Raw genomic sequence first — 20,613 nt, 5'->3', positions numbered from 1 at the left:
GCCGCGTCCTTTCTCGCTCATGGTCAGCCGACCACGGTGTCCACACCGAGGTGTGCCAGGCGCCCGACGGACCCGACCGCGCCGGTCGGTTCGCCCGCGGTCCAGGCATTGCGGTCCAGCCGGGCATCGTCATCGAGCACCAGGCCTGCGGGCGGCCCGGCCACGATCGTGTCCACCCCGACATGGGCCTGCACGCCGACGCGGAACCGCGGTTGCCAGAAGCACAGGTGGTATTGCGTGTGCGCGGGCTTCTCCGCGTCCAGAATCTCGCCGACCCGCCGGCGCTCCGCCGGGCTCAGCGAGCCGACGGGCACGCCGACCGTGAACCGGTGTGCGGTGTCGTCGAAGACCGACCGGGCGAAGCCGTCCGGATCCTGCGGCCCGCCGGCGCCGACCACGCTCGAGCCCACCACCAGGCCGTCGGGCGCCGAGGCCGGCAGCGCGCTGTCGAAGCCCAGTCCGGACGAGCCGCCGTCCAGCATCCAGGCCCGCCTGGAACGGAAGCTCTCGACCAGAAGCGGTCGCACCCCGGTGTGAATTTCGATGAACCGGGCGACACCGTGCGGCGTGCCGCGTATCCGGTACAGCTCCGGCAGCTCGGCGAGCAGCCTGCGCCGCTCGGCGTCGCCCGCGCCGGACGGCAGCTCGAATGCCTGCCAGGACGCCAGCGTCGCAAGGGTCCCGGCCGGGGCGGTCTGCGGGTCGGCACTGCGGAACAGCTGCTCGATGGCCGCCTCCCGGTCGCCCAGGTCGGACTGCGCCAGGGCGAGCAGGCGGCGCAGGAAGTCGCCGCCGTCACGCGCGTAGACCAGCGGAAGGTAGTCGAGGTACGTCTCTCCCCCGCTCTCCGCCCGCGCCTCGATCAGGGAAGGTGTGGTGATGCCGCCCGTTTCGGGCCCCAGCCGTTGCAGGGTGAGACGGATCCACAGGAATCGTTCGCCGTCGAGCAACAGATCCGGGGCGGCGGCGACCCGCCAGCGGGGCGGTGCCGCGGCGTCGGCGGCGGAGGCGGTCTCGACCAGGACGCCGGTGTCGGCCGGGGTTTCCGCCTCGACCGCGACCCTCGACCACCGGCCCTCCTCACCCGCGTCGAGCGGGCCCGCCTCCACCGTGCCGCGGCCGATCCGGCCCGCACCCGGCTCGGCGACCCGGTACGCCTGGTCGCCGCCGGGCTTGAGGTAGAGGCGGCCGCCACGGTCGGCGGCCAACGCGGAGATCGGGCCGCGGAAGCCGGCGACCTCGCCGAGCGCGCGGCCGTCGCCGATGGCGAACAGCTGAATCCGGCCGCTCGACCGGTCGCCGACATACAGGCGGTCCCCCGCCACCGCGAGCGCCTGCGGTATAGCGCCTTCGGCGAGCGCCGGCCCCGCCGGGGCGCCGTCCGGGCCGTAGACGAGCACCGACTCGCTGCCGGCGTCGCCGACATAGAGCCGGCCGTCGTCGTCCGACGCGATGGCCGTGGGCCGCACCGGGCCGGTGGGCGGCATCATCCGGCCGGCGAACGCCGCGTCCGGCTCGCCCGTCGCATCGAGGCGCAGCACGCGGCCGGCCGCGGCATCCAGGACGTAGAGCCCGAACTGCCGATCGGCCGCGACCCCGACCGGCCGGACCAGCCCGGCACGCCACTCGTCGCGCAGACTCAGCTGTTCCGCGTGCAGCACGAGCACCGCGCCGCGCCCGGGATCGGCGACGAAGAGCCAGCCGTGCGGGCCGATGCAGAGCCCGGCCGGCGCGACGAGGATCGGCGGTCCCGGCCGGCCGTCGCCGGAGAGGACGAGCCGGTCGCCGCGGTCGAGGGCCAGGCGGATGACCCGGCGCCCGTCGGCGTCGCTGAGATAGAGGCCGCAGCGCGCGTCGAGGGCCAGGCCGGATGCTCCGGCCGCTGCCGGATCGTTCAACGACGGGGGTACGAGCGCCGGAACCGCAGCCAGTTCGACGCGGCCGTCGGGGCGCACGTCGAGGCCGTCCAGGCGGCACACGTCCCAGCCCCCGGCCGACAGCAGGGCGTGGAGGGTGTCCCGTTCGCCGGTCATCATTCGACGTAGAGGTTGTAGAGGATTTTCCCGCCGCCGGCGGCGACCGAGAACGTCAGGGTGTGCGGCCCGGTGTCGATGACGAGGCCGGCGGCATTGACGATCTCGATGAGATCGAGCAGGTCGGTACCGCGGGCGTCGTTCAGACCGTGCGCGGCGTCGCCGTTGCCGAGGAGTCCGCCCCAACTGTTCGGCAGCTTGGCCACGACCTCGGCGGTGATGTCCTGACCGTCGAAGTTCACCTGAAGCTTGTTCAGGAAGCCGTACGGCGGACCGTTGCGGGTTTGCTGGGTGCCGGAGGCATCGACGGTGGCCGCGAAGGTGTGCGAATGCAGCGGCGCGGCGGCGACCGAGGTCGGTGTCCCGCTCGTGGCCGGCGTAGCGGCGCCGGTGGGGCCGCCGGAATTGTGGCCATGACCGTCGCTGTCCTGCACGAACGGCCGGGCGGGATCGGACGGGAGCCGGAACCCGTTCATCTCCACGTATCGAAGGCTTGCCGGAAGCGGCGGAATGGGAATCAGCGGCGGCCCTTCGGTCGCAATGTGCTCGAGCGACGGGCGGACCAGGATGGAGTGGCGATGGACACCGTCGTCCGCGGTTCTCGGAATCGAATGCGTGTGGGCCTGGTCGTGCTGGTGGCTGAGCAACGGCACCGAGGTGCCTCCGACGGCGATGGCCGAGAGCGCGTGGGCGTGCTGGGCAAGCTCCGTGTAGTGCAGGGTGGAGAAGCGGTCTCCCCACAGCTGAAGCACCACGGAGTTCGGCGAGCCTCCCCGGATCTGGAAATGCAGGACCTTGGGGTTGTCCCGGTCGATGTCCTTCTCGCCCTCGACGGCGAACGCCGACACCTGACTGACGTGCGTGGGGCGCGCGTACTGCCGCACACCGATCACGATGTCGTCGATCTCGCAGGTTGCCGTGGTGGTGACCAGGGCGAGGACGACCGCGCAGTCGATCGACGACCGGTTCGGGTCACACAGGCCGGGTGCGGGGAAGTCCTCGGTCCAGAGCAGCTCGGCGACCTCCCGGATGCGGGCGGCCTGCGGGGTGGCCGGGCTCGCGCAGGCGTCCTCGGTGGCCGGGATCCGCTCCTCGGCGTACCGGAGCACGAGGAAGTATCCGCCGGCCCTCCTCGTCGGCCGCTGGGCCGGCACCACGACGGTCCGCTGCTCGTCCGGTCCGAGCGGCACCACCAGCTCCCGCCCCGCGGGATCGAGGGCGAGTCCCGGGGCGACCCGCACGTGGGTGGCATCCACCTTGGACACCTCCAGGCCGTTGACCACGCCCGGCGTGAACAGGCCGTGGTTCAGCAGGCGCCGCATCGCCAGGTGGTACTGCTGCTCCACGGCGAAATCCGCAGCGGTAAGCCGCCGGCCGTTGTAGTAGTGCAGGCGCTCGACCTGGTTCATCGCTGTCCCTCCTTGACGGTGATGCGGTGCGGCCGGGAGGCGACCAGCTCCGTCGGGCAGAGCGGCAGATTCCCGCACCGGGGTCGTGCGTCGCCGGGTCCGGTCAGGCCCAGCCCGTCGACGAAGCGCACCCCGGGCAGCATGTTGAGTCGCGCCATCACCTCGGTCTCGAGCACGTCCCGGCCGAACGGCCAGCCCTCTCCGTCGGCGCCGCCGGTCAGGGGGTGGAAGAAGGCGGCCAGGTCCTCCTCCGCGCGCAGGGCCATGTCCGGCGGTGCCCCGGCGCCGACGTGCAGGGTGGCCGTGACGGTCACCGGCACATAGGACGGACCCGTCACGAGCAGTTCGGTCGCCAGGGGACGCCGCGGTTCGAGGTAGCGGCGTACCGCGTCGAGGAACTGGCGGCTCGGTTGCGGCGGGTCGCCGCACTCGGGCAGCACGACGACGGTGACCACGCCGGCCGCGTCCAGGCATCCGTACGCGGGGTGGTGGCCGGGGACAGCGTGCGCCCGCCCCACCGGCACCCCCGGGGTCTCACCGGCGAGAGCCTCGAGGTCGGCGCTGGTGATGCCGCGGGAGGGGGACGCCAGCAGGTCCAGCGCGCGCCCGTGCGCCTCGCCCAGGGTTTCGGCGGCCGCACCGGCGGTGGCGTCGAACGGTTGCAGGACCCGCAGCAGCGCGCCGGCGCCGGCGAGCCGGGTCAGCCGACCGGCCGGCACGTTGCCGTCGGTGCCGCCTCCGATCCGGTAACCGCGCGCCTCGACCCGGGCGCCGGCGGGCGGAACCCGGCCCTGCCGGCCGTTACCGAAATGGGCGGTGGCCTGGCGGGGATCGAGACGGTAGTGACGGTCGTCCGGTCCGGTGCGGTCCCACTCGGCGACCTCTTGCCAGTCGTCCCCCACGCCATCGGTGACCACCCGGATGCGGCTGCTGCCGGCCACCACCGGACCCGATGCCAGCCGGAAGGACTGCGCCGCGGTGCCCCGGCTCGAGCCGAGCTGCTCCGGTCCGGGCACGGTGGCGGCGTGGCGGACCGGGACGGCGTTGAGCGCCAGCATGCGCAGGCGGGGCGGGCATTCGTATCCGCCCGACGCGAGCCGGCACCGGATCCAGAAGCGGCCGTCCGCCGGGTCCCTACGGTGGACCGACGGCGCGACGAGCACCACGCGTCCGGTCAGGGTCAGTGCCCGCGTCTCGTCTGTCACCACCCGCATCGGTTGCCATCCGCCGGCGGACTGGTACTCCCACACCAGGCGCGCCCGGTAGTGCCGCGTCCAGGCATCGTCCGCCTGGCGGCCGCACCGGCCCGCGAGCCGCTCGTTCTCCAGGCGCAGCGCGGCGGCCCGGTGCTCGTCGCCGGCCCAGGTCGCGGTCCAGGCGTACAGGCTCAGCCGGGCACCGGGCTCGGCGGGCAGCTCGGCGAAGCCCAGCCGGAGGGCGTTGCCGGGTTGTGGCCGCGGGCCGAACGGGCGGATGACCCGCGCGTTCGAACCGTTGTCGGCGGTGACGTCCGTCCGGCGGTCACCCTCCGCCACCTCGATCCGGCCGCGGGTCGTGCCTTCCTCGTCGCCGATCTCCAGCCAGGCCGGTGACACCGTCAGGGCGGACGGGCTCTCGAAGATCGTGGTCCGTCCCGCGTCGGATACCTGGAAGCCCGGCGGCAGGATGACCGCGGCGGCGGCCGGCGCCTGACGGATCGCGACCGTCGTGGTGGCAATGCCGGCCGGGCGGGGTTCGACACCGACCAGGCGCAGGAACGAGCGGAGTGTCGCCGGCGGCAGGCGGTCGAGTTGGAACAGCTGCATCTCGGTCAGCCAGCTGAACAGTTCGAGCAGGGTGATGCCCGGGTCGTGGGCGTTGTGGTCGGTCCAGCCCGGGGCCAGCCGCGGCAGCAACGCCCGCACCTCGGTGATCAGCTCCGGCCACGTACGGGAGTCCAGCGCCGGGACGGGCAGCGGCATGTCGTCATCCCCCCAGGCGCAGTTTGAGCAGGTGACGGCCGCTGACCGGGAGCCGGTCGGCGGGGATCGGCACACTTTCGCCGTGCACGGCGCCGCCGGTCGACAGCTGCAGCACGGTCGCGAAGTCGACCCCTGCCGCGCCCTCGACCACCGCGGCGACGGTGGACAGCCGAACCGGCTCGCCGAACCCCCAGCCGGCCCGGTCCAGGCCCCCGGTCAGCGGGTGCAGGAACGCGACCAGTGCGCGCCGCAGCCCCTCCTCGATCTCGGCCGCGCCCGGGGTGTCCCGGACGACCACTTCGGCGATCACCGAAACCGGCTGGTACTGCGGTCCGGCGACCCGGATGCGCCCGGCCACGGCGGCCGGTGCTCGCCGCGAGAGCCGGTCGTGGACCCGCCGGAGCAGTTCCGGGCCTGGCTGCGGCTGCGGCTGGTCCGTCCATGGAACGATCGCGACCGTGACCCATCCGGGCATACCGTCCCCGGCCGGTCCGGACGCGGCCGAGCAGCGGGCGATCGCCACCTCCGAGGACGCGTCGCGGGCGATCCACTCGTAGTCCGCGGCGCTGACCGCCCGCCCGCGGTGGCGCAACAGCTGTGGCCCGCGCGCCCAGATGCCCGCCCCGGGCCGGGGCGCGTCGCCGGTGGGCAGCGGGTGGCGCAACGCCGCCGATACGGTCGTGGCCTGTTCCGCGGCCGCGCCACCGTCGGCGGCCACCGGGTTCGTGACGGTCTGCAGGTACGGGACGGGGCTGTGCAGCTGGGTGAGCACGCCCGGTCCGACATTGCCCCGGGGCCCGCCGCCGAACCGGTAACTTGCCGAGATCGTCGCGCCGGGCGGCGGCGACATGCCGGATCGGCCGTCGCCGAATCGCACCAGTCCGCCGGTGCGCTCCAGGGTGTAATGCCGGTCGTGTCGATCGGAGCTGTACAGATGCGCCCGCTCCTGCCACTGCACCCACACGCCGACGACCCGGCCGCCACCGTCCCGGTCGAGCCGGAGCCGCCCGTCCGGCACGTCCCGGAACAGGCTTTCCCACTCCCGGCCGGTGCCCTGCCACTCCTGCACCTCGATCGTCTGGCCGGGGAGCACCGGCGGGTGCTGAAGCGTCAGCGTCAAGCCGGCCGAGCCGTCGGAGCGACCGGCGATCTCGCGGCGTACCGCGCCGCGGTGAGTCGCCCACACCGCGTTCGGGTACAGCCCCGCCAGGGGCAGGGTTTCGGGCGTCGCGGTGGCGGCCTTCAGCCGGGCCCGTATCCAGTAGAGGGCGCTGCCTGGTCCGGCGTCGGCAACGGGATCGGGCTGGCCGACGAACTGGATCATCCCGGGCTGCCGGATCCCGCCGGTCTCGTCGAGGACCGCCAGCTCCGACCAGCCCTCCGGGGAGCGGTACTCCCAGACGAACGGCGACGCCGGCTGCGACGAGCCGGCCGCGCCCGGCCCGCCGCCGTCGGCGAACAGGCTGACCAGGCCGATCGGCAGCGGTGCGTCGAACCCGAAATAGGCGGCCGGTACCCGGTCGGGAACAGGCTGGAAGGGCTGGAACGCCTCGCGGCCCCAGCGCACCGCCTCGGTGTGATCGGCGAGGGTGAACAGGTTGCGGGCAACCACGTGCTGGAGCTCGGCCGGGCCGGTCGCGTACGCGTACGCGACGGTGATCCGGGCCAGCAACGGGGGGTTCGGTGTGCTGAGGGTGCCGGCCGTGAACCTGGTCCGGCCGTAGTCGCCCGTGGCGAGGCGGACGCGCAGCCAGTGGTGACTCCGGCCGCCGATGGTGGCCGGGCGCCACCCGCCCGGCCGGGCGAACCTGATCTCCCGCGGTTTGCCGTCGCCCTTCTGGAACTGTTCCGAGGCACCCAGTGAGATCTCCTGCCAGAGCCCCTCGCCGACGCTGTACTCCCAGGTCAGGGTCCGGGAAGTGATCGCGGCCGTGCTGTCCTCGGACGGCTCGATCACGATCCGGAGCTGCGTGCCGTCCCGTTTGAAGGCGTCGTCGCAGGCCATCAGGAACGAGCTGCCGGGCACCGGCTCGGCACCGAACGGCTGGAAGTCCTTGCTGGGGTCCAGGCGCAGGCCGTCGTTGAACGCGGCGTCGAGCGGGAGCCCGCTGTGGGTGAGGCTGACCCGTACCCGGAAGCGGTCGATGCGTGGCAGCGGTTCGTCGCCGGCGCCGCCCGGCAGCGCCAGCGGCCGGTCGGCCCGGGCCCGGATCCAGAAACTCTCCACCCCGTTGACGACCCCCTTGGCGAGTGCCGCACCGCAGATCTTGCGGAGCAGCACCTCGCCGTCGACGGTCAGGCCGTGCGTCTGGTCGATGACCGGTTCGAAGGCGGCCCAGCCCGCGGCGGTCAGGTACTCCCAGCGCAGCCCGACCGCGGCGGTCTGCTGCCGGGGTCCGCGGGGCTGACTCACGCCCACCTGCAGGCTGATGTCGGCCGACTCCTTGAGATCGAACAGCGTGTCATGGCCGAGGTAGAGATGATGCGGGATCCGGCCGGAGCCGTCGAAGAACGCGAACCCGCGGCCGAGGTCGGCGCTGTGGTCCGCGTACTCGTCAAGGGCCGGGATGATGCTGTAGACGCACGCGAGCCGGGCGCGGGCCAGCGAGATGGAACGCTCGGTGGCGAAGATGACCGGCTCGGCCGCCGCCGGCGCTCCGGCGGCCCCGAACGTCAGCGGCAGTGCCGGGGCGATGACCGCGGCCACCTCGGTTTCCGCAGGCAGCGCCACATCGGCCGGCGCCTGGGCGGCGAGGGCGAAAACCAGAGGCGCCCGGGCCGGGGACGGCGGCAGCAGTGTCGCGCCCATCGCGTCGAGAAACGCGATGAGGTACTTGTCGGGAATCTGGTCGAGGGCCTCCTCGACCAGGCCGGCCAGGTGGGCGATCAGCGTCAGCATGCCGGCGCCGCTGCCGTCCGGCGGGAGGCGCCGTCCCGAAGGCAGATAGCCGGCCTGCCGGCGTTCCAGCTCGGCCAGCACCCGCACGGCGGCGTTCACGGTCGCAGCTCCGGCGGAGGCGCGCCCTCCTGCAGATAGAACGGGTACACCAGGTTGTAGAAGGCGTTCGTCGCGCGCACCCGGTAGTCGACGCGGATGAGCAGCCGCCCGGAGGACGCCTGGTCGGCGGACACCGTCACCTCGGTCACGTCGATTCGCGGCTCCCACGCGACCAGCGCCTCCTCGACCCGGTGGCGTACCAGCGCCAGGGTGGTCGTGTTGATCGGCTGGAAGACCATGCCGCGCAGACCGCAGCCAAAGTCGGGCCGCATCACCCGTTCGCCCGGCTCGGTCTGCAGGATGATCAGGACCGCCTGGCGGACGTCCTCCCCTGCCGACACCAGGGCGACGTCGCCGTCCGGTCCCGCCTCGACCGGGAATCCCCAGCCGCGGCCGAGGAAGTCGGCGGACATCCCGGTCACCCCCCGATCTCCGTGCGGGTCGCCCCGCCCACGATGGTGGCGCCGCACCCGGCCGGGTCGGCCATCGCCCGGGCGGCCGGATATCCGCCGATGAAGACGCTGGCGCTGCCCTTGACGATCGGCGTGGTGGTGGGATGCGAGGGCGTGATCGGACAGACGTGCTGGGTGCCGCTGACCGCGGCCGGCAATCCCTCGATGAACACCCCGCTCACCAGCGGGGGCGGGACGAGGACACCGCCGTGCGCGCTCCGGTCGCCGATCCGGGCCGCGGCGGGCATCACGCCACCCCCTCGGAAATGGACGGCAGGGCAGGTGCCGGCGGGTTGATGTGGACCGGCTGCCCGGACAGGGTCAGCCCGGCACTCGCCTGCACCCGGATCGACCGGGCGTCCAGGGCGATCTCGCCCTGGGGTGCTTCCAGCGACAGATCGCCGGTGGGCGCGATGATCGAGATGCGCGCGTTCTTGGTGTCGACGACGATCCGCAGGGCCGGCGAGCCCGGTCCGCTGATCCGCACCTGCCCGGTGGCGTCGTCCAGGGTCACCTCGAGTCCGCCCTGGCTCCGCACGGTCAGCCGCTCGTGGCCGTCGGTGTCGTCGAAGGCCAGCAGGTGCCCCTTGCCGCTGCGCAGCTCACGGCGATGCAGCGCCGGGCTCCGCTCCGGCGGCGGGTCCTTCTCGTTCCACAGGGTGCCGATGACGTACGGGTAGGTCAGATCGCCGTGCCGGAAGGCGATGAGCACCTCGTCGTCGACCTCGGGCAGCAGATAGCTTCCGCGGCGTTGCCCGGCCCACGGCGACGCGATACGTGCCCAGGCCGACTCGACGCAATGGGAGTAGAACGGCAGCCGGACCTTCACCCGGCCCAGGCCCTGCGGATCGTCCAGGTCGGTGACCACGCCGATGGTGACCCCTTCGACCGGCGGACTCGACGTGTCGGCGTCGTTGCCGAGCACATTGACGGTCCCCTGGAGCAGCCCCATCAGGTCAAGGCCGGCCATCAGATCACCTCCTGGCGCGCTTCGAACCCGGTTCGGTAGCCGTTGCGGTCGACCGTGTGCGCGACACCGGTCAGGCGATAGTTGCTGCTGCTGAACCGCGAACCGACCCGGGACACGGAAAGCAGCCGGCCGACCCGGAAACGAGGGTCGCCGAGTGCGCTGCCGCGGGCGGTCACCCGCGAATTGACCCGGCGGCGCAGCTCACCCACGGCGAACCGGATCGCGTCGACCGCGTTCTCGGCGGGCAGGTCGGGCAGGCTCAACGTCGCTTCGACCGTTTCGGACTGCTCGCCGCAGACCGCCGGGCGTACCCGGGCGGTGATGCGATCGCCGTCCCAGCCCACCTCGACCGCCAGCTGGGTCTTGAGTGCCTCGACCCAGATCTGCGCACCGACGCGGGCGATCTGGCCGATGCTGGACAGCCGCGGCGAGAACTCGATCAGCGACTCCCCCCACCGCAGCTCGATCTCCGGCGCCGGCAGCCCGGGCAGGGGCAGCCGGAAGTTGAGAAGGTCGCCGTCCACCCACATGTCGAAGCCGTACTCGACGGCGATCTGGTGGAGGAACTCGTAGTCGCTCTGCTTGTGCTGCAGGCGCGGGCGTTCGTTGAACACCCCGAGGCCGGTGATCAGCGACGACGCGACGTCGGGCAGCGCGACCAGCTGGTTCTCCGCCGCGATGATGGTGGCGATCACCGAGTCGGTGAGGTAGTAGGGGAAACCGCGTTGCTTGGCGCCCTCGGCGAGGCGGCGGGTCGCGTCGTGGGCGCTGATCAGCACGGTGGGCATGGCGCCGGCAGGGAAGGTGGGCTCCACTCCGGTGACGGTTCCCTTGAAGACGTGCCGGATGGCGGCCGGGCGGTATCCGAGCGACAGGTCGAGCTGAACGTCGAGGTCGAACAGCGGCCGGTCCAGCAGGCGCAGGCCGGGGTTGGCGAATTCCACCTCCACCCGGTTCGCGCCTTCCAGCGCCTCCTCGAACCGGACCGACATCACCCGCGCGCGCAGGTCGGCCGGCACCGGCCGGCCGCCGAGCGACAGCTCGAAGTCGGGCACGTAGGTCGGTGCCGCCGCGGTGCTCATTCGTGCACCTCGCCGGTGGCCGGATCCCGATAAGGCAGTGGCGGCAGGGCGAGCACGAGCCCGGCCGGAAGCCGCCGTGGCGTGTCGAGGCCGTTGGCGATGGCGATCGGACGCCACTTGCGCGGGTCGTCGTAGGCCGCCGCGGCGATCGCGGACAGCGTCTCGCGCTGCCCGACCTCGTGCACCGCGCTGTGGTCGGCCGTCTGCCGCTTGACCTCCTTCGCCTCGGTGAGCTCGTTCGTCCACTCCTGGATCGTGACGGCCACCTGCGATCGGACCGGCACGCCGGACTCGAGGAACGCGGTGAACCGCTGGTCGACCCGGGCGAGCACGCCGCGGAAGGTGAGGTCGCCCCAGGCGAAAAGGATCAGAGGCGGTGCGTGGGTGTGCGGGTTGATCGAGATCAGGTCCACCACCCGGCGGGTGAGCCGCCGGACGTCGCTCAGCGCCGGGTTGACGACCGTTCCGGCATGGCGATGTTCCTCGTACGTGTCGAAGAACAACTCCATCTCCAAGGTGCGGAGGTTGCCGTTGACGAACTGGAGCAGCGGCGAGCCCAGCCCGGGGATGGCCGCCTGGGCGAAATTGTTGTCCTTGGTCAGCCGGTACTCGCTCGGGTTGAACAGGACCTCGAAGCGTTCGCCGGTGTCCAGGTTGGTCAGGGTGGCGTGCTCCAGCGCCATCTCAGCTCCTGCCCAGCCGCTCGCGTTGCGCCAGTGCGCGGCGCTCGATGCGGCGCAACACCTGCGCGACCAGGAGGTCGAGGTCTACTGCCGGTGCCGCCGGGCCTGCGACCGGTGGGGACAGCGTCACGATCGGCACCTGCGCCGGTGGTCCGGCCTCGGCGGCGGGGGCGGGCGGCGGCGCGGCCGGGGCCGGCCGGGCGCGTTCGGCGTGGATCACCATCGGTGCCGGCCGGCGGCGCGAACGCTGGGGAACGGTCACCCGCGCGATGGCCCGCGGCCCGGCGGCGCCGGACTGCACGATGTGACGGGTGATGACCGGTCGCAGGCGCTCCACCCGCTCCTGCACGGTGCGGCAGACCAGCCGGGTCTGTGCGGCAGGCGGCACCGGCCGAGGTGCGGCCGGCAGGGTGGGATCGCGGCGCTGCGGCGCGAGGACCGCGGCGGCCGGCGCCACCGCGGGCAGCCGTCCGGCGGGTCCGGGCAGCCGGACGCAGAGGAGCCGGGTCTCGTGGACATGCCGCTCCAGGCGAACCGTCCGCGACGCGGGCGCGCCGGGGAGGCGGCGCAGGATCGTCGGCTCGAAGCGGAACGCGAACGTGGCCCGCCCGGTGCCGAGCCGCGGACGCCACCGGGTCAGGCGCCCGCCCACGTCGGCCACCGCGCTCCGGATCGTCGAGGGCCGCGCCAACCGTCCGGCCCACCTGCCGGACCGGCGGCCCAAGGTTCGGGGGACGAGGAGATCCCAGCGGTGTTCAGGCATGGACCGCCTCCTGGTTCAGCCGCTGGTTCAGCTGGGAGATGGTGGTCAGCCAGCGCCGCCGCTCCGCGTGGTCCAGGGCCATGATGTCGTCCAAACTCCAGTGGAAGTGGAACGCGATGAAGGCCATCTCCTCGTACAGCTGATCGAGGGAATGGCCTACGATCCCCCCAGGCTCGGCCGGCCCACCTCGAAGTCGTGCCCGCACCGCGGGCAGCCGACCGAAAGGGCGGGCGCCCCGTCCTCCGAGTTGAGCTCGTTGTAGAGGTCCTGCAGGTAGGCCACGTCGACGGCGAACAGCTTCTCGATCGTGCTCGGTGTGATGAGGGCCAAGCCGCCGAGCCGGGTCACCACCCTCGAGAGCACCACGACGGTGAGATAGGCGGGGTTCTTCAGGACCGCCGGTTCACGCAGCGGAAGCAGTTCGTCGGCCGCGGTGGCCATCCGCATCACGCCATCGCGGTGCAGCGTCCCGCTGTCGTCCACGAAGCCGCGGGGCAGCACGAACTCCCGCTCGGTCTGCAGCAGCACCGATCCGGTCATCACGCACGCTCCAGTCGTTCCACCGCGAGTTCGAGGGTCTCGATCGCGATCTCGGAGCCCTCCGAGTTGAGGGCCGGCCCCTCCCAGCGCTGCGGCCAGGCGTCGAAGAAGTTCCATCGGGCCTTCTCCTCGCCGCGCCGGTCGAGGACCACGATGGAGCCGCTGCGCCGCTGGATGTCGCCGTTGACGGCGGCCAGGTGCCAGTCGTAGAGCTCGCGGTCGTCGGTCAGGCCGCGGCGGAGAACGAGGTTGCCGTACCTGGTCATGCCCGGGAGCTTGAGAGGGCTCGGCGCGCCGCCCTCCCGGTGTTCGATGAGGTCGATCGCCGAGTTGAACCCGCTGCACTCGTGGAACGCCGCGCGGGTGATGTTGTCGATCTGGATGAGGAAGTTGAAGCTGGTGAGCGGATCGAGCCGCTCGGCCGTCGTGGCCATGCCTATCTCCTGTCCGGCTAGCCTTCGGAGACTTCTGATCCGCCCTGCCAGATTCCGATCCGTACGACGATGAACTCGGCCGGGTAGGCGGGCGCCAGCCCGATCTCGATGTGGAGACGGCCGAGCGCCCGTTCCGACTCCGGGTTGAGCGCCTCGTCGATGCGCACGTAGTAGGCGTCCTTGGCGGTCGCGCCGAACAGCGCGCCGTCGCGCCACGCCTTGGTCAGGAAGTCACCGATGACCCGCTTGAGCTGCTGCCAGAGGGCCAGGTTGTTCGGCTGGAACATGGCCCACCGGAGGTTCTGCTGAATCGACTTCTCGACGAACAGGAACAGCCGGCGGATGTTGACGTACTGCCAGTACCGGTTCTGCGTCGCCGTGGTGCGGGCTCCCCACACCACCGGCTGGGACTGTCCGGGGAAGACCCGCAGCACGTTGATCCCGGTGAGGTTGAGCGGTCCCTGTTCGGCGTCGCTGAGCAGACTCTGCAGCCCGAGCGCGCCCCGGATCGTGGCGTTCGCCGGAGCCGTGTGCACGCCGCTGCGCGCGTCCGTGCGGGCGTAGATGCCGGCGATGTGGCCGGACGGCGGCCAGTACTGGTTCTGGTTGGTCACCGGATTACGGGCCAGGATCCACGGATGGTAGAGCGCCGCGTAGCCCAGGTGATCGCCGCGTACCGCGTCGACCTGCGCCGAGACCTGGGCGGCGGTGGCTCCGAACGTGGCGTCCAGGATCGCCAGCCGGTCTCTCTTCAGCTCGCAGTAGGCAAGGAGGCCCTGCTGGGCGGACGGCTTCGTGGCGCCCGGAATGCAGACGAGGTCGATCTCGTCGTGCGGGTCGAGCCGGGCCAGTTCGTCCGCGGGATCGTTCTCCAGATCCGACCATGCCTGCGCGCGGTCGTCGTCCGCACCGCCGCTGAGGTGGACGGTGGGATTCACCGACGGTCGCAGGGGTCTCGGGTCGTCGGCCGGATGGGCCGGCGGCTGGTCCGGCTCGCGCAGCGTCAGGAACTGGGATCTGACCAGGGAACCCCAGTACGCGGGATGCTCGGGATTCATCGACAGGGTGCGGAACTCCTCGATGATCGGCGTCCCGTCCGGCGCCACCGCGCCGTCCTTGGCCACGATCAGGTCGAACTCGAGCGACGCGACGGTCGGCCGGTGCGTGGTCAGCACGTACTGCTGGGACAGGCCGCGTGTGACCGTGATCGAGCCCCATCCGGTGTGGGTGCCGGTCGTCCGGACGGTGCTGATGTCGGGGTTCAGGCCGGTGGCCGCGATCCGCACCGTGGCGCCCCGCGGGAGGGCGCGGTCGAGCCGGAAGCCGGCGGGCAGGTCGACGAGTATCTCCCGCTGCCCCGCGTCGAGGTCGGCGCTGCGCAGCGTGGCGCCGCCGAACGTGCCCGTGCCGGGAACCTGGGCGGCGAGCACGACCGTCTTGGTTCCCGTCCGGGAGGCCACCACCCCCGCCGGGGTGACCGTCCCGGTGTCGTCGAACACGACCCGCTCACCGACCCGGAAGGCCGTGTTGTCGCCGACCCGCACCGTTCGGCGGTCGGCGGTCGCCGCGGTCGGCAGCGGGTCCGTCAACGGTGAGGACGCGAAATGGACCTGGAGGGTCTGCGCGCCGGCACCGAGCATGTCGTCGAGCAGGCTGGCGTCGCGGACCTCGACGGTCACCCCGTCGCCGCCGAAACCCTCCTCGACGGCCTCGGCCACCAGTACCGCCTCGGCGCTGCCGGCCCGCCGGCTCAACAGGTGCGCGAACGAGGTCAGCGCCGCGGAGGCGCGCAGGATGAAGCAGTCGGTTCCGCCGTTGAGGAAGAAGCCGTACACCGCGGGCGCGAGGTAGCTTGCGGGCTGCTCGGTGAGGAAGCCGCCGAAGGTCGCCTGGAAGGCTTCCCAGCTGTGCAGGCGGGTGGCGGTCCGGGGTCCGCTCAACGCGGTGCCGACGAAGGCGACGGTACTGGTACCGATGCCTTCGATCGGCGGCCCGGGCGTGAACTCCTGGATGTAGACGCCGGGGTAGCTGAACTGCGTCATGTCGCTCTCTCCCTACCTGCGGCCGAGCTCAGGGAAACTCGAGGTCGTAATGGCCGGTCGCGGACGGCACCGTGACCGGGACGTCGGCGAGCTCGTCGTGTTCGGCGGCGCGCACCCACACCCGGTACTCGCCGGGGACGACGTCGGCGAACCGGAACTCGCCGGCCGAGTCTGTCCGCACCGCCTGCAGTGCCCGGCCGGTGGTCGTCGCCAGCTGCACCCAGGCGCGGGCGACGGGGACCGCCGGGTTCGTCCCGGCGTCCCGGACCACGCCCGCGATCATCGTCCGGGTCTCGGCGCCCACCGGATCGCCGTCGGGCCGGAACTCGGCGTACGCGGTGGTGACGGCCGGCCCGGCAAGCGTCGGCTCCCCGGCCACCGGAACGGTCACCACGAGAGGTATCGCGGGCTTCCACGGGCGCGACTGGCCCATGGTGCCCCAGAACTCGGCCAGTTTCGCGAAGCCTTCCGGCGGAACGATCGCGACCGGCAGATCGTGGCCGCCCACCGCGAGCACCAGCGAGCCGCCCAGCACCTGCAGGGCCTCGGCCAGCATCGCGTGCTCGTCGAGGGTCCGGGTGTAACGGTCCGCCGCCGGACTCCAAGCCGAGACGAGATAGTGGCAGTCGACCCGCATCGGGGCGGGCACGGAGGCCCCGCCGGCCGTGCCGAGGCGCTCGTTCGACCGCAGGGCCCGGTTCTCCCGCAGGTCCGCGAGGTAGACGTTGATGGCCCGCCGTGGCGCCATCCCGGTCACCGCGTTCGCCCAGTTCGAGTCCGGCGGAGCGAAGCCGACCTGACTCTCGGCGACACCGCCCGGGGTGCCGGCGCCCAGCGAGGTCATCCGCGCACGCAGCAGCGTGCGCAGGGCGACATCCAGGTCGCGGATCACACCGGATCACCACGCCCGCGACGCGACGACCAGGCCGCGAATGGTGTCGACGAGCTTCTCCGGCTCCACCTCACCGAGCGGCTCGCGGTACGGGCGCAGGCCGTACAGGCAGATCCGCCGCCCGTCGACCGAGACGGTCATGACCTGCACGCGAGGGCGCCGTTCCAGCAGGTCCCGGCATCGCGAGGGCATCGCCGGCGCCTCCTGGCCCAGGATCACGACATGCGCCCGGGTCCGGTCCACCGCCGACACGAGGGGGGCGCGCGGTTCGTCCGCGATCTCGACCACCATCTCCGGCTGCGCGGCCAGCAGGTTCCGGAGAATCTCGCGCAGCATGCGCGGCAGGTCGGTCAGCAGAACTCGGATCTCCTCCACCGGGGCCCCCAATCGGCGCCACCCGATTGTGTACAGGCCGCCGGTGCGAGCGGATGGACCCTCGGGGTTCAGGTTGGATCCATGGGGGATCCGGATCCCTGTGCACCGGCCCCTCAGGGCCTGCGGTAGACCGTCGTTCCGAAATGCACCTCGGTCACCGGGCTGCCCTCGGAGAAGAACACTTCGGCCATCGCCTGCTGGATCTCCGGGTCCTGGTTCTGGGTGTACTTGATCACCACCGGCCTGCCGTGCGCCCGGTTGGGCGCGTCCTCGATGGCCTTCTGGCGATACCTGCGCGCGTTGGCCTTCGCCTCTTTCAGGTCCATCCGGTGGACGCGGTCGGACTTGCTCTCGACGGCGACGGCCTTCTTGCCGCCGGCCGGCTCCGCCCGGTACTGGACCTCGTCGGTCCGGACCTCCCGCGACCGGGTCAGCAATTCGTTGTAGTCACCCTTGATCCTGTTCTGCTCGACGGGGGTCAGGTTCGTTCGCTCGAGCAGCTTGTCGATCTTCTCGACATCGGCCTGCTTCCTGCGGAACTGTCGTGGCGACATCTTCCCGGACCTGGCCTCTGCCATCATCCGGTCGACCTCGCCGGCCGCCACCTGATCGGCCCGCTGTTCCAGCGCCTCGTTGACCGCGGCATTCCCGGCGGACCGCTGCAGGGAGAGCACCTGCTGTGCGAGAGATGCCTGCCGCGCGGGCTCCGGGGGGCACCATCGCTGAACGGTTCGCGCCGTCCTGGTGTGCCATCGAGCGGCTATGACCCGTCATCGAGACCTCCCGGCCCGGTCGGGCCGAACCCGTCGAAGACCTTGCCGGCCTTCTCGTACTCGCGCCGGGTGGCGTGCAGGATCTCGGCCATCGTCACGGCACCCCCGTTCTCGGCCGCGAGAAACGCCGCGGCGAGCGCCACGTTCTTGATCTCGGCGCCGGTGAACGGCAACTCCCGCGCCAGGCCGTCCAGATCCACCTCCGGTGCCATCGGTACGCCGCGCGGCCAGACCGTCGTCCAGATGCGAAGCCGCTCCGTCTCGTCGGGCGGCGGGAATCGCACCACGAAGCCGAGCCGCCGGAGGAACGCCTCGTCGAGATCCTGACTGCGGTTGGTGGACAGGATCGCGACGCCCTCGTACATCTCCATCTTCTGAAGGAGGTAGGAGACCTCGACGTTGGCGAAGCGGTCGTGCGAGTCGCGCACCTCGGAACGTTTGCCGAAGAGCGCGTCCGCCTCGTCGAACAGCAGGATCGCGTTGGCGTCACCGGCGGCCCGGAAGATCCGGTCCAGGTTCTTCTCGGTCTCCCCGATCCACTTGCTGACGATGCCGGACAGGTCGATCCGGTACAGGTCGAGGCCGAGCTCCCGGGCAACGATCTCCGCCGCCATCGTCTTGCCGGTCCCGGGCGGCCCGGCGAACAGGGCCGACACGCCGCGTCCGAGGGAGAATCTGCTCCCGAACCCCCACTCCTCAAGGACCTGTTGCCGGTGGATGACCCGCCGGCAGAGCTCACCGAGCTGCCGGACCGAGTCCTCGGCCAGCACCAGATCCGCCCAGACGAAAATCGGATCGAGCTTGACCGCCAGCCCGCCGAGTCCCTGCCCGGCCTGCCGGCGAGCCGCCGCCAGGACCTCGTCCAGTCCGGCCGCCGCGACGGCCGGGTGCAGCGGACGCGCCGTCGCGGCCGCCTCGGCAACCTGCTCCGGCGTCAGCCGGATCCGGCCGGCCAGCACGTCGAGGCCGGGGTCGCCGACCTCGATCCCGGACCGGTCCAGCTCCGACTGCCACACCTGGCGCGACTCCACGAAGGTGGGCATCGGGCAGGGCACCACCCGCAGGGCGAGCGGGGCGGCCGTTCCGGTCAGCGACAGCGCCGGCCACGGCTCGGATCCGGCGAGGACGACGACGAGTCCGCCGGCCACCATCTGCTGGGCCAGCGATCGAAGGCCCCCGTCCGACCGGCCGGCGAGCAGCGCATCCACACCGTGCAGGAAGCAGATCGCGCCGTCCAGCGAGGCCTGGCGGAAGAGGACCGGCAGCAGGTCGGCCAGCGGCTGTCCCGGCGGGACGCGATCCAGATCGGCGACGAGCAGTGGGCGGCCGGCCCGGGCGGCGACCTGTTCGGCCACTCTGCGCCGGCCCAGGCCGGGAGGACCCTGCAGGTAGACGCGCATCGGGCGACCGGCCGAGGCGGCGTCGGCCAGCGGCTCGACCACGTCGCGGAGCGCCTCGGTGACCGGCGGGTGGCCGGCGCCTGCCGAGGGCTCGGCAAACGCGCAGAACGGCGCCAACCTGCTGTCCAGTCCCCGGCCGCCGATCAAAAATCGGACGATCTGCTCATCGAGGCGCAGCGACCGCGCGATCAGCGGTGCCTCGTGCTGCGCCCCGTTGGCCGGCCACCGGAGGATGCCGTTACGCAGCAGGGGCGCGTCGGCCTGGAAGCGGGCCACCTGGGCCACCCGGTCGGCCGCCGAACGGCAGAGCATGTTCAGCACCAGATCGACCGTCGGCCGCCGGCGGTTCACGTCATCCTGCAGGTACGCGTAGAGCCGCTCGTAACGAAGGTCCACCTCCGGTGCCACCGCGATCGCAACGACATCGGCGTCGAAGGGCGTCAGATCGAACCGGGCGGCGAGGGCTGCGAGCCCAGCTCCGGGCGGGTCGTCGGGCTCGCCGATCGAGGCGAGGAACGGCTCACCCGGCGCACGGGCCAACAGCTGCTCCACCTCACTCCGGTCGATGTGCAGACCCCGGAACGCATCGCCCGAGGCTGCCGGGCCGTAGGCCACCTCGGCGCGGGCGACGCCCACCGCCAGCAGGGTGTCCAGCCGCCGCAGGGCGGCGAAGAGCTGGTCGGTCATCGCGGGCCCCGAGCCGCTGCCGTCGCCCCGCGAGCCACCGCCACCGCGTCCTCACGCCGGCTGACCCGCAGCTTCTCCAGGACGTTGTGCACGTGGTTCTTGACCGTCGGCAGCTGGATGGAGAGATGCCGGGCGATTTCCTTGTTGGACAGGCCCCGTTCGATCAGCACGAGGATCTGCCGCTCCCGCGCGGTGAGCCGGCACTCCGGCTCGGTCCGGCCGGCGGCCAGCACACCCACCCGATGCAGCAGCATCGCGGCGATCCGCGGCGAACACGGCATCTCGTGGTTGGCCACGCTCCGGACGATGCCGATCAGGTCCGCGACGGAGTTGTCCCGGGTGACGAAGCCCGAGATGCCGGCCTCCGCCCACTCGATCAGGTCCCGCTCCACACCCTCCACGGAGAGCGCGACGACCCGGACGGCTGCGGTTCCGTCGGCGGTCAGGTGGCGCACGGCGGCACGCTTCTCGCTCGGCGGGGCATCGATCAGAACGACATCCGGATGCGTACGGGCCACCATCGGCACGGCTTCCTGCCAGCGGCGGCAGTGCCCGACGACATCGATGCCGTCGACTGTTGCGAGGACCGCTGCGAGTCCCTCGCAGTAGAGGCGTACGTCGGCAACCAAGGCGATGCGCATCATCGTGCCATCCCGCCGGAGGAGGATGAACCGGGAACCGAGTGGACTGCTGTCCACGGGCGCAGGGCCGTCTTGTGGCGGACCCGGAGCGGCTCACCATCAGTATGTCGTCGGCCGAGAGCGCCGCACCCCATCAGATTGGTCCTGTGTCAGACTTCCGTCAATCAGCGAACACCGGACCTCACCCGGGCCTCGTGGCGGTGGCGAAAATGTGGAAGTCCTGCCCCCAGCGACGGCGTCTCGACTGTGGAAGCGCTCCACCAGCTACCTCGGCCGACCGAGGTGAATAAGATCCATGTACTTGAATGCCGTGAAACCTCACCGCTATCTTGGTCGTACGCCTCGGGCGGTATGCCGCCACCGCGTCCCGCTCTCGAAGGGTTGTCGCCATGCATGGTCCCCGAGCAGGCCGGATCGGCGCGGTAGCCAGCATGTCCACCCTGCTGTTGACGGTTTTGACGGTGGTGGTGGCGCCGGC

The 20,613-nt window shown here is 72.0% G+C and carries 19 protein-coding genes; all 19 read right to left on the bottom strand.

What is annotated here, in order from left to right; genetic code table 11:
• Nucleotides 1-23 precede the first annotated feature (23 nt).
• Complete coding sequence (locus AB0F10_RS27750; protein WP_360631133.1) at nucleotides 24-2,033, bottom strand: phage tail protein; 2,010 nt, start codon at nucleotides 2,031-2,033, stop codon at nucleotides 24-26.
• Nucleotides 2,033-3,442, bottom strand: coding sequence for a hypothetical protein (locus AB0F10_RS27745; RefSeq protein ID WP_360631130.1), 1,410 nt, complete (start codon nucleotides 3,440-3,442; stop codon nucleotides 2,033-2,035). The genes AB0F10_RS27750 and AB0F10_RS27745 overlap by 1 nt, the downstream gene beginning before the upstream one ends.
• The gene (locus AB0F10_RS27740) at nucleotides 3,439-5,403 is read right to left on the bottom strand and encodes a putative baseplate assembly protein (RefSeq protein WP_360631127.1); all 1,965 of its coding nucleotides are present in this window, start codon (nucleotides 5,401-5,403) and stop codon (nucleotides 3,439-3,441) included. The genes AB0F10_RS27745 and AB0F10_RS27740 overlap by 4 nt, the downstream gene beginning before the upstream one ends.
• A 4-nt stretch (nucleotides 5,404-5,407) precedes the next feature.
• The gene (locus AB0F10_RS27735) at nucleotides 5,408-8,401 is read right to left on the bottom strand and encodes a putative baseplate assembly protein (RefSeq protein WP_360631124.1); all 2,994 of its coding nucleotides are present in this window, start codon (nucleotides 8,399-8,401) and stop codon (nucleotides 5,408-5,410) included.
• A complete protein-coding gene (locus tag AB0F10_RS27730; RefSeq protein WP_360631157.1) occupies nucleotides 8,398-8,814 on the bottom strand; it encodes a GPW/gp25 family protein in 417 nt (138 codons plus the stop codon). The genes AB0F10_RS27735 and AB0F10_RS27730 overlap by 4 nt, the downstream gene beginning before the upstream one ends.
• Before the next feature lie 5 nt (nucleotides 8,815-8,819).
• Complete coding sequence (locus AB0F10_RS27725) at nucleotides 8,820-9,101, bottom strand: PAAR domain-containing protein (protein ID WP_360631121.1); 282 nt, start codon at nucleotides 9,099-9,101, stop codon at nucleotides 8,820-8,822.
• The gene (locus AB0F10_RS27720; RefSeq protein WP_360631118.1) at nucleotides 9,101-9,823 is read right to left on the bottom strand and encodes a phage baseplate assembly protein V; all 723 of its coding nucleotides are present in this window, start codon (nucleotides 9,821-9,823) and stop codon (nucleotides 9,101-9,103) included. The genes AB0F10_RS27725 and AB0F10_RS27720 overlap by 1 nt, the downstream gene beginning before the upstream one ends.
• Complete coding sequence (locus AB0F10_RS27715; protein ID WP_360631115.1) at nucleotides 9,823-10,905, bottom strand: hypothetical protein; 1,083 nt, start codon at nucleotides 10,903-10,905, stop codon at nucleotides 9,823-9,825. Before AB0F10_RS27715 ends, AB0F10_RS27720 begins: the two co-directional genes overlap by 1 nt.
• The gene (locus tag AB0F10_RS27710; RefSeq protein WP_360631112.1) at nucleotides 10,902-11,588 is read right to left on the bottom strand and encodes a peptidoglycan-binding protein; all 687 of its coding nucleotides are present in this window, start codon (nucleotides 11,586-11,588) and stop codon (nucleotides 10,902-10,904) included. Before AB0F10_RS27710 ends, AB0F10_RS27715 begins: the two co-directional genes overlap by 4 nt.
• Nucleotide 11,589: 1 nt before the next feature.
• Nucleotides 11,590-12,249: a hypothetical protein gene (locus tag AB0F10_RS27705; protein WP_360631109.1), complete on the bottom strand. Its 660-nt coding sequence runs from the start codon at nucleotides 12,247-12,249 to the stop codon at nucleotides 11,590-11,592.
• 94 nt (nucleotides 12,250-12,343) lie between these two features.
• Entirely contained in the window at nucleotides 12,344-12,556 is a 213-nt protein-coding gene (locus AB0F10_RS27700; RefSeq protein WP_360631106.1) for a DUF6760 family protein, read from the bottom strand.
• Complete coding sequence (locus AB0F10_RS27695; protein WP_360631154.1) at nucleotides 12,508-12,891, bottom strand: hypothetical protein; 384 nt, start codon at nucleotides 12,889-12,891, stop codon at nucleotides 12,508-12,510. Before AB0F10_RS27695 ends, AB0F10_RS27700 begins: the two co-directional genes overlap by 49 nt.
• Entirely contained in the window at nucleotides 12,891-13,325 is a 435-nt protein-coding gene (locus AB0F10_RS27690; protein WP_360631103.1) for a phage tail protein, read from the bottom strand. Before AB0F10_RS27690 ends, AB0F10_RS27695 begins: the two co-directional genes overlap by 1 nt.
• Nucleotides 13,326-13,342: 17 nt before the next feature.
• Nucleotides 13,343-15,367 carry a phage tail sheath subtilisin-like domain-containing protein gene (locus AB0F10_RS27685; protein ID WP_360631100.1) on the bottom strand — a complete coding sequence of 675 codons (2,025 nt, stop codon included), beginning with the start codon at nucleotides 15,365-15,367 and terminating at the stop codon, nucleotides 13,343-13,345.
• A 28-nt stretch (nucleotides 15,368-15,395) separates the two neighbouring features.
• Nucleotides 15,396-16,259 (bottom strand): Pvc16 family protein, encoded by an 864-nt coding sequence (locus tag AB0F10_RS27680; protein ID WP_360631097.1) that lies wholly within the window; start codon nucleotides 16,257-16,259, stop codon nucleotides 15,396-15,398.
• A gap of 6 nt (nucleotides 16,260-16,265) precedes the next feature.
• Nucleotides 16,266-16,634: a hypothetical protein gene (locus tag AB0F10_RS27675; protein ID WP_360631094.1), complete on the bottom strand. Its 369-nt coding sequence runs from the start codon at nucleotides 16,632-16,634 to the stop codon at nucleotides 16,266-16,268.
• Nucleotides 16,635-16,747: 113 nt separating this feature from the next.
• A complete protein-coding gene (locus tag AB0F10_RS27670; RefSeq protein WP_360631091.1) occupies nucleotides 16,748-17,308 on the bottom strand; it encodes a hypothetical protein in 561 nt (186 codons plus the stop codon).
• 86 nt (nucleotides 17,309-17,394) lie between these two features.
• The gene (locus AB0F10_RS27665) at nucleotides 17,395-19,494 is read right to left on the bottom strand and encodes an ATP-binding protein (RefSeq protein ID WP_360631088.1); all 2,100 of its coding nucleotides are present in this window, start codon (nucleotides 19,492-19,494) and stop codon (nucleotides 17,395-17,397) included.
• Nucleotides 19,491-20,138 carry a response regulator transcription factor gene (locus AB0F10_RS27660; protein ID WP_360631085.1) on the bottom strand — a complete coding sequence of 216 codons (648 nt, stop codon included), beginning with the start codon at nucleotides 20,136-20,138 and terminating at the stop codon, nucleotides 19,491-19,493. The genes AB0F10_RS27665 and AB0F10_RS27660 overlap by 4 nt, the downstream gene beginning before the upstream one ends.
• Nucleotides 20,139-20,613: the final 475 nt, after the last annotated feature.

It is taken from the genome of Actinoplanes sp. NPDC026623, assembly GCF_040638275.1.
Lineage (GTDB): Bacteria > Actinomycetota > Actinomycetes > Mycobacteriales > Micromonosporaceae > Actinoplanes.
Note: the sequence above shows the minus strand (reverse complement) of the source record. Positions and strands in the feature narration are given on the sequence as shown.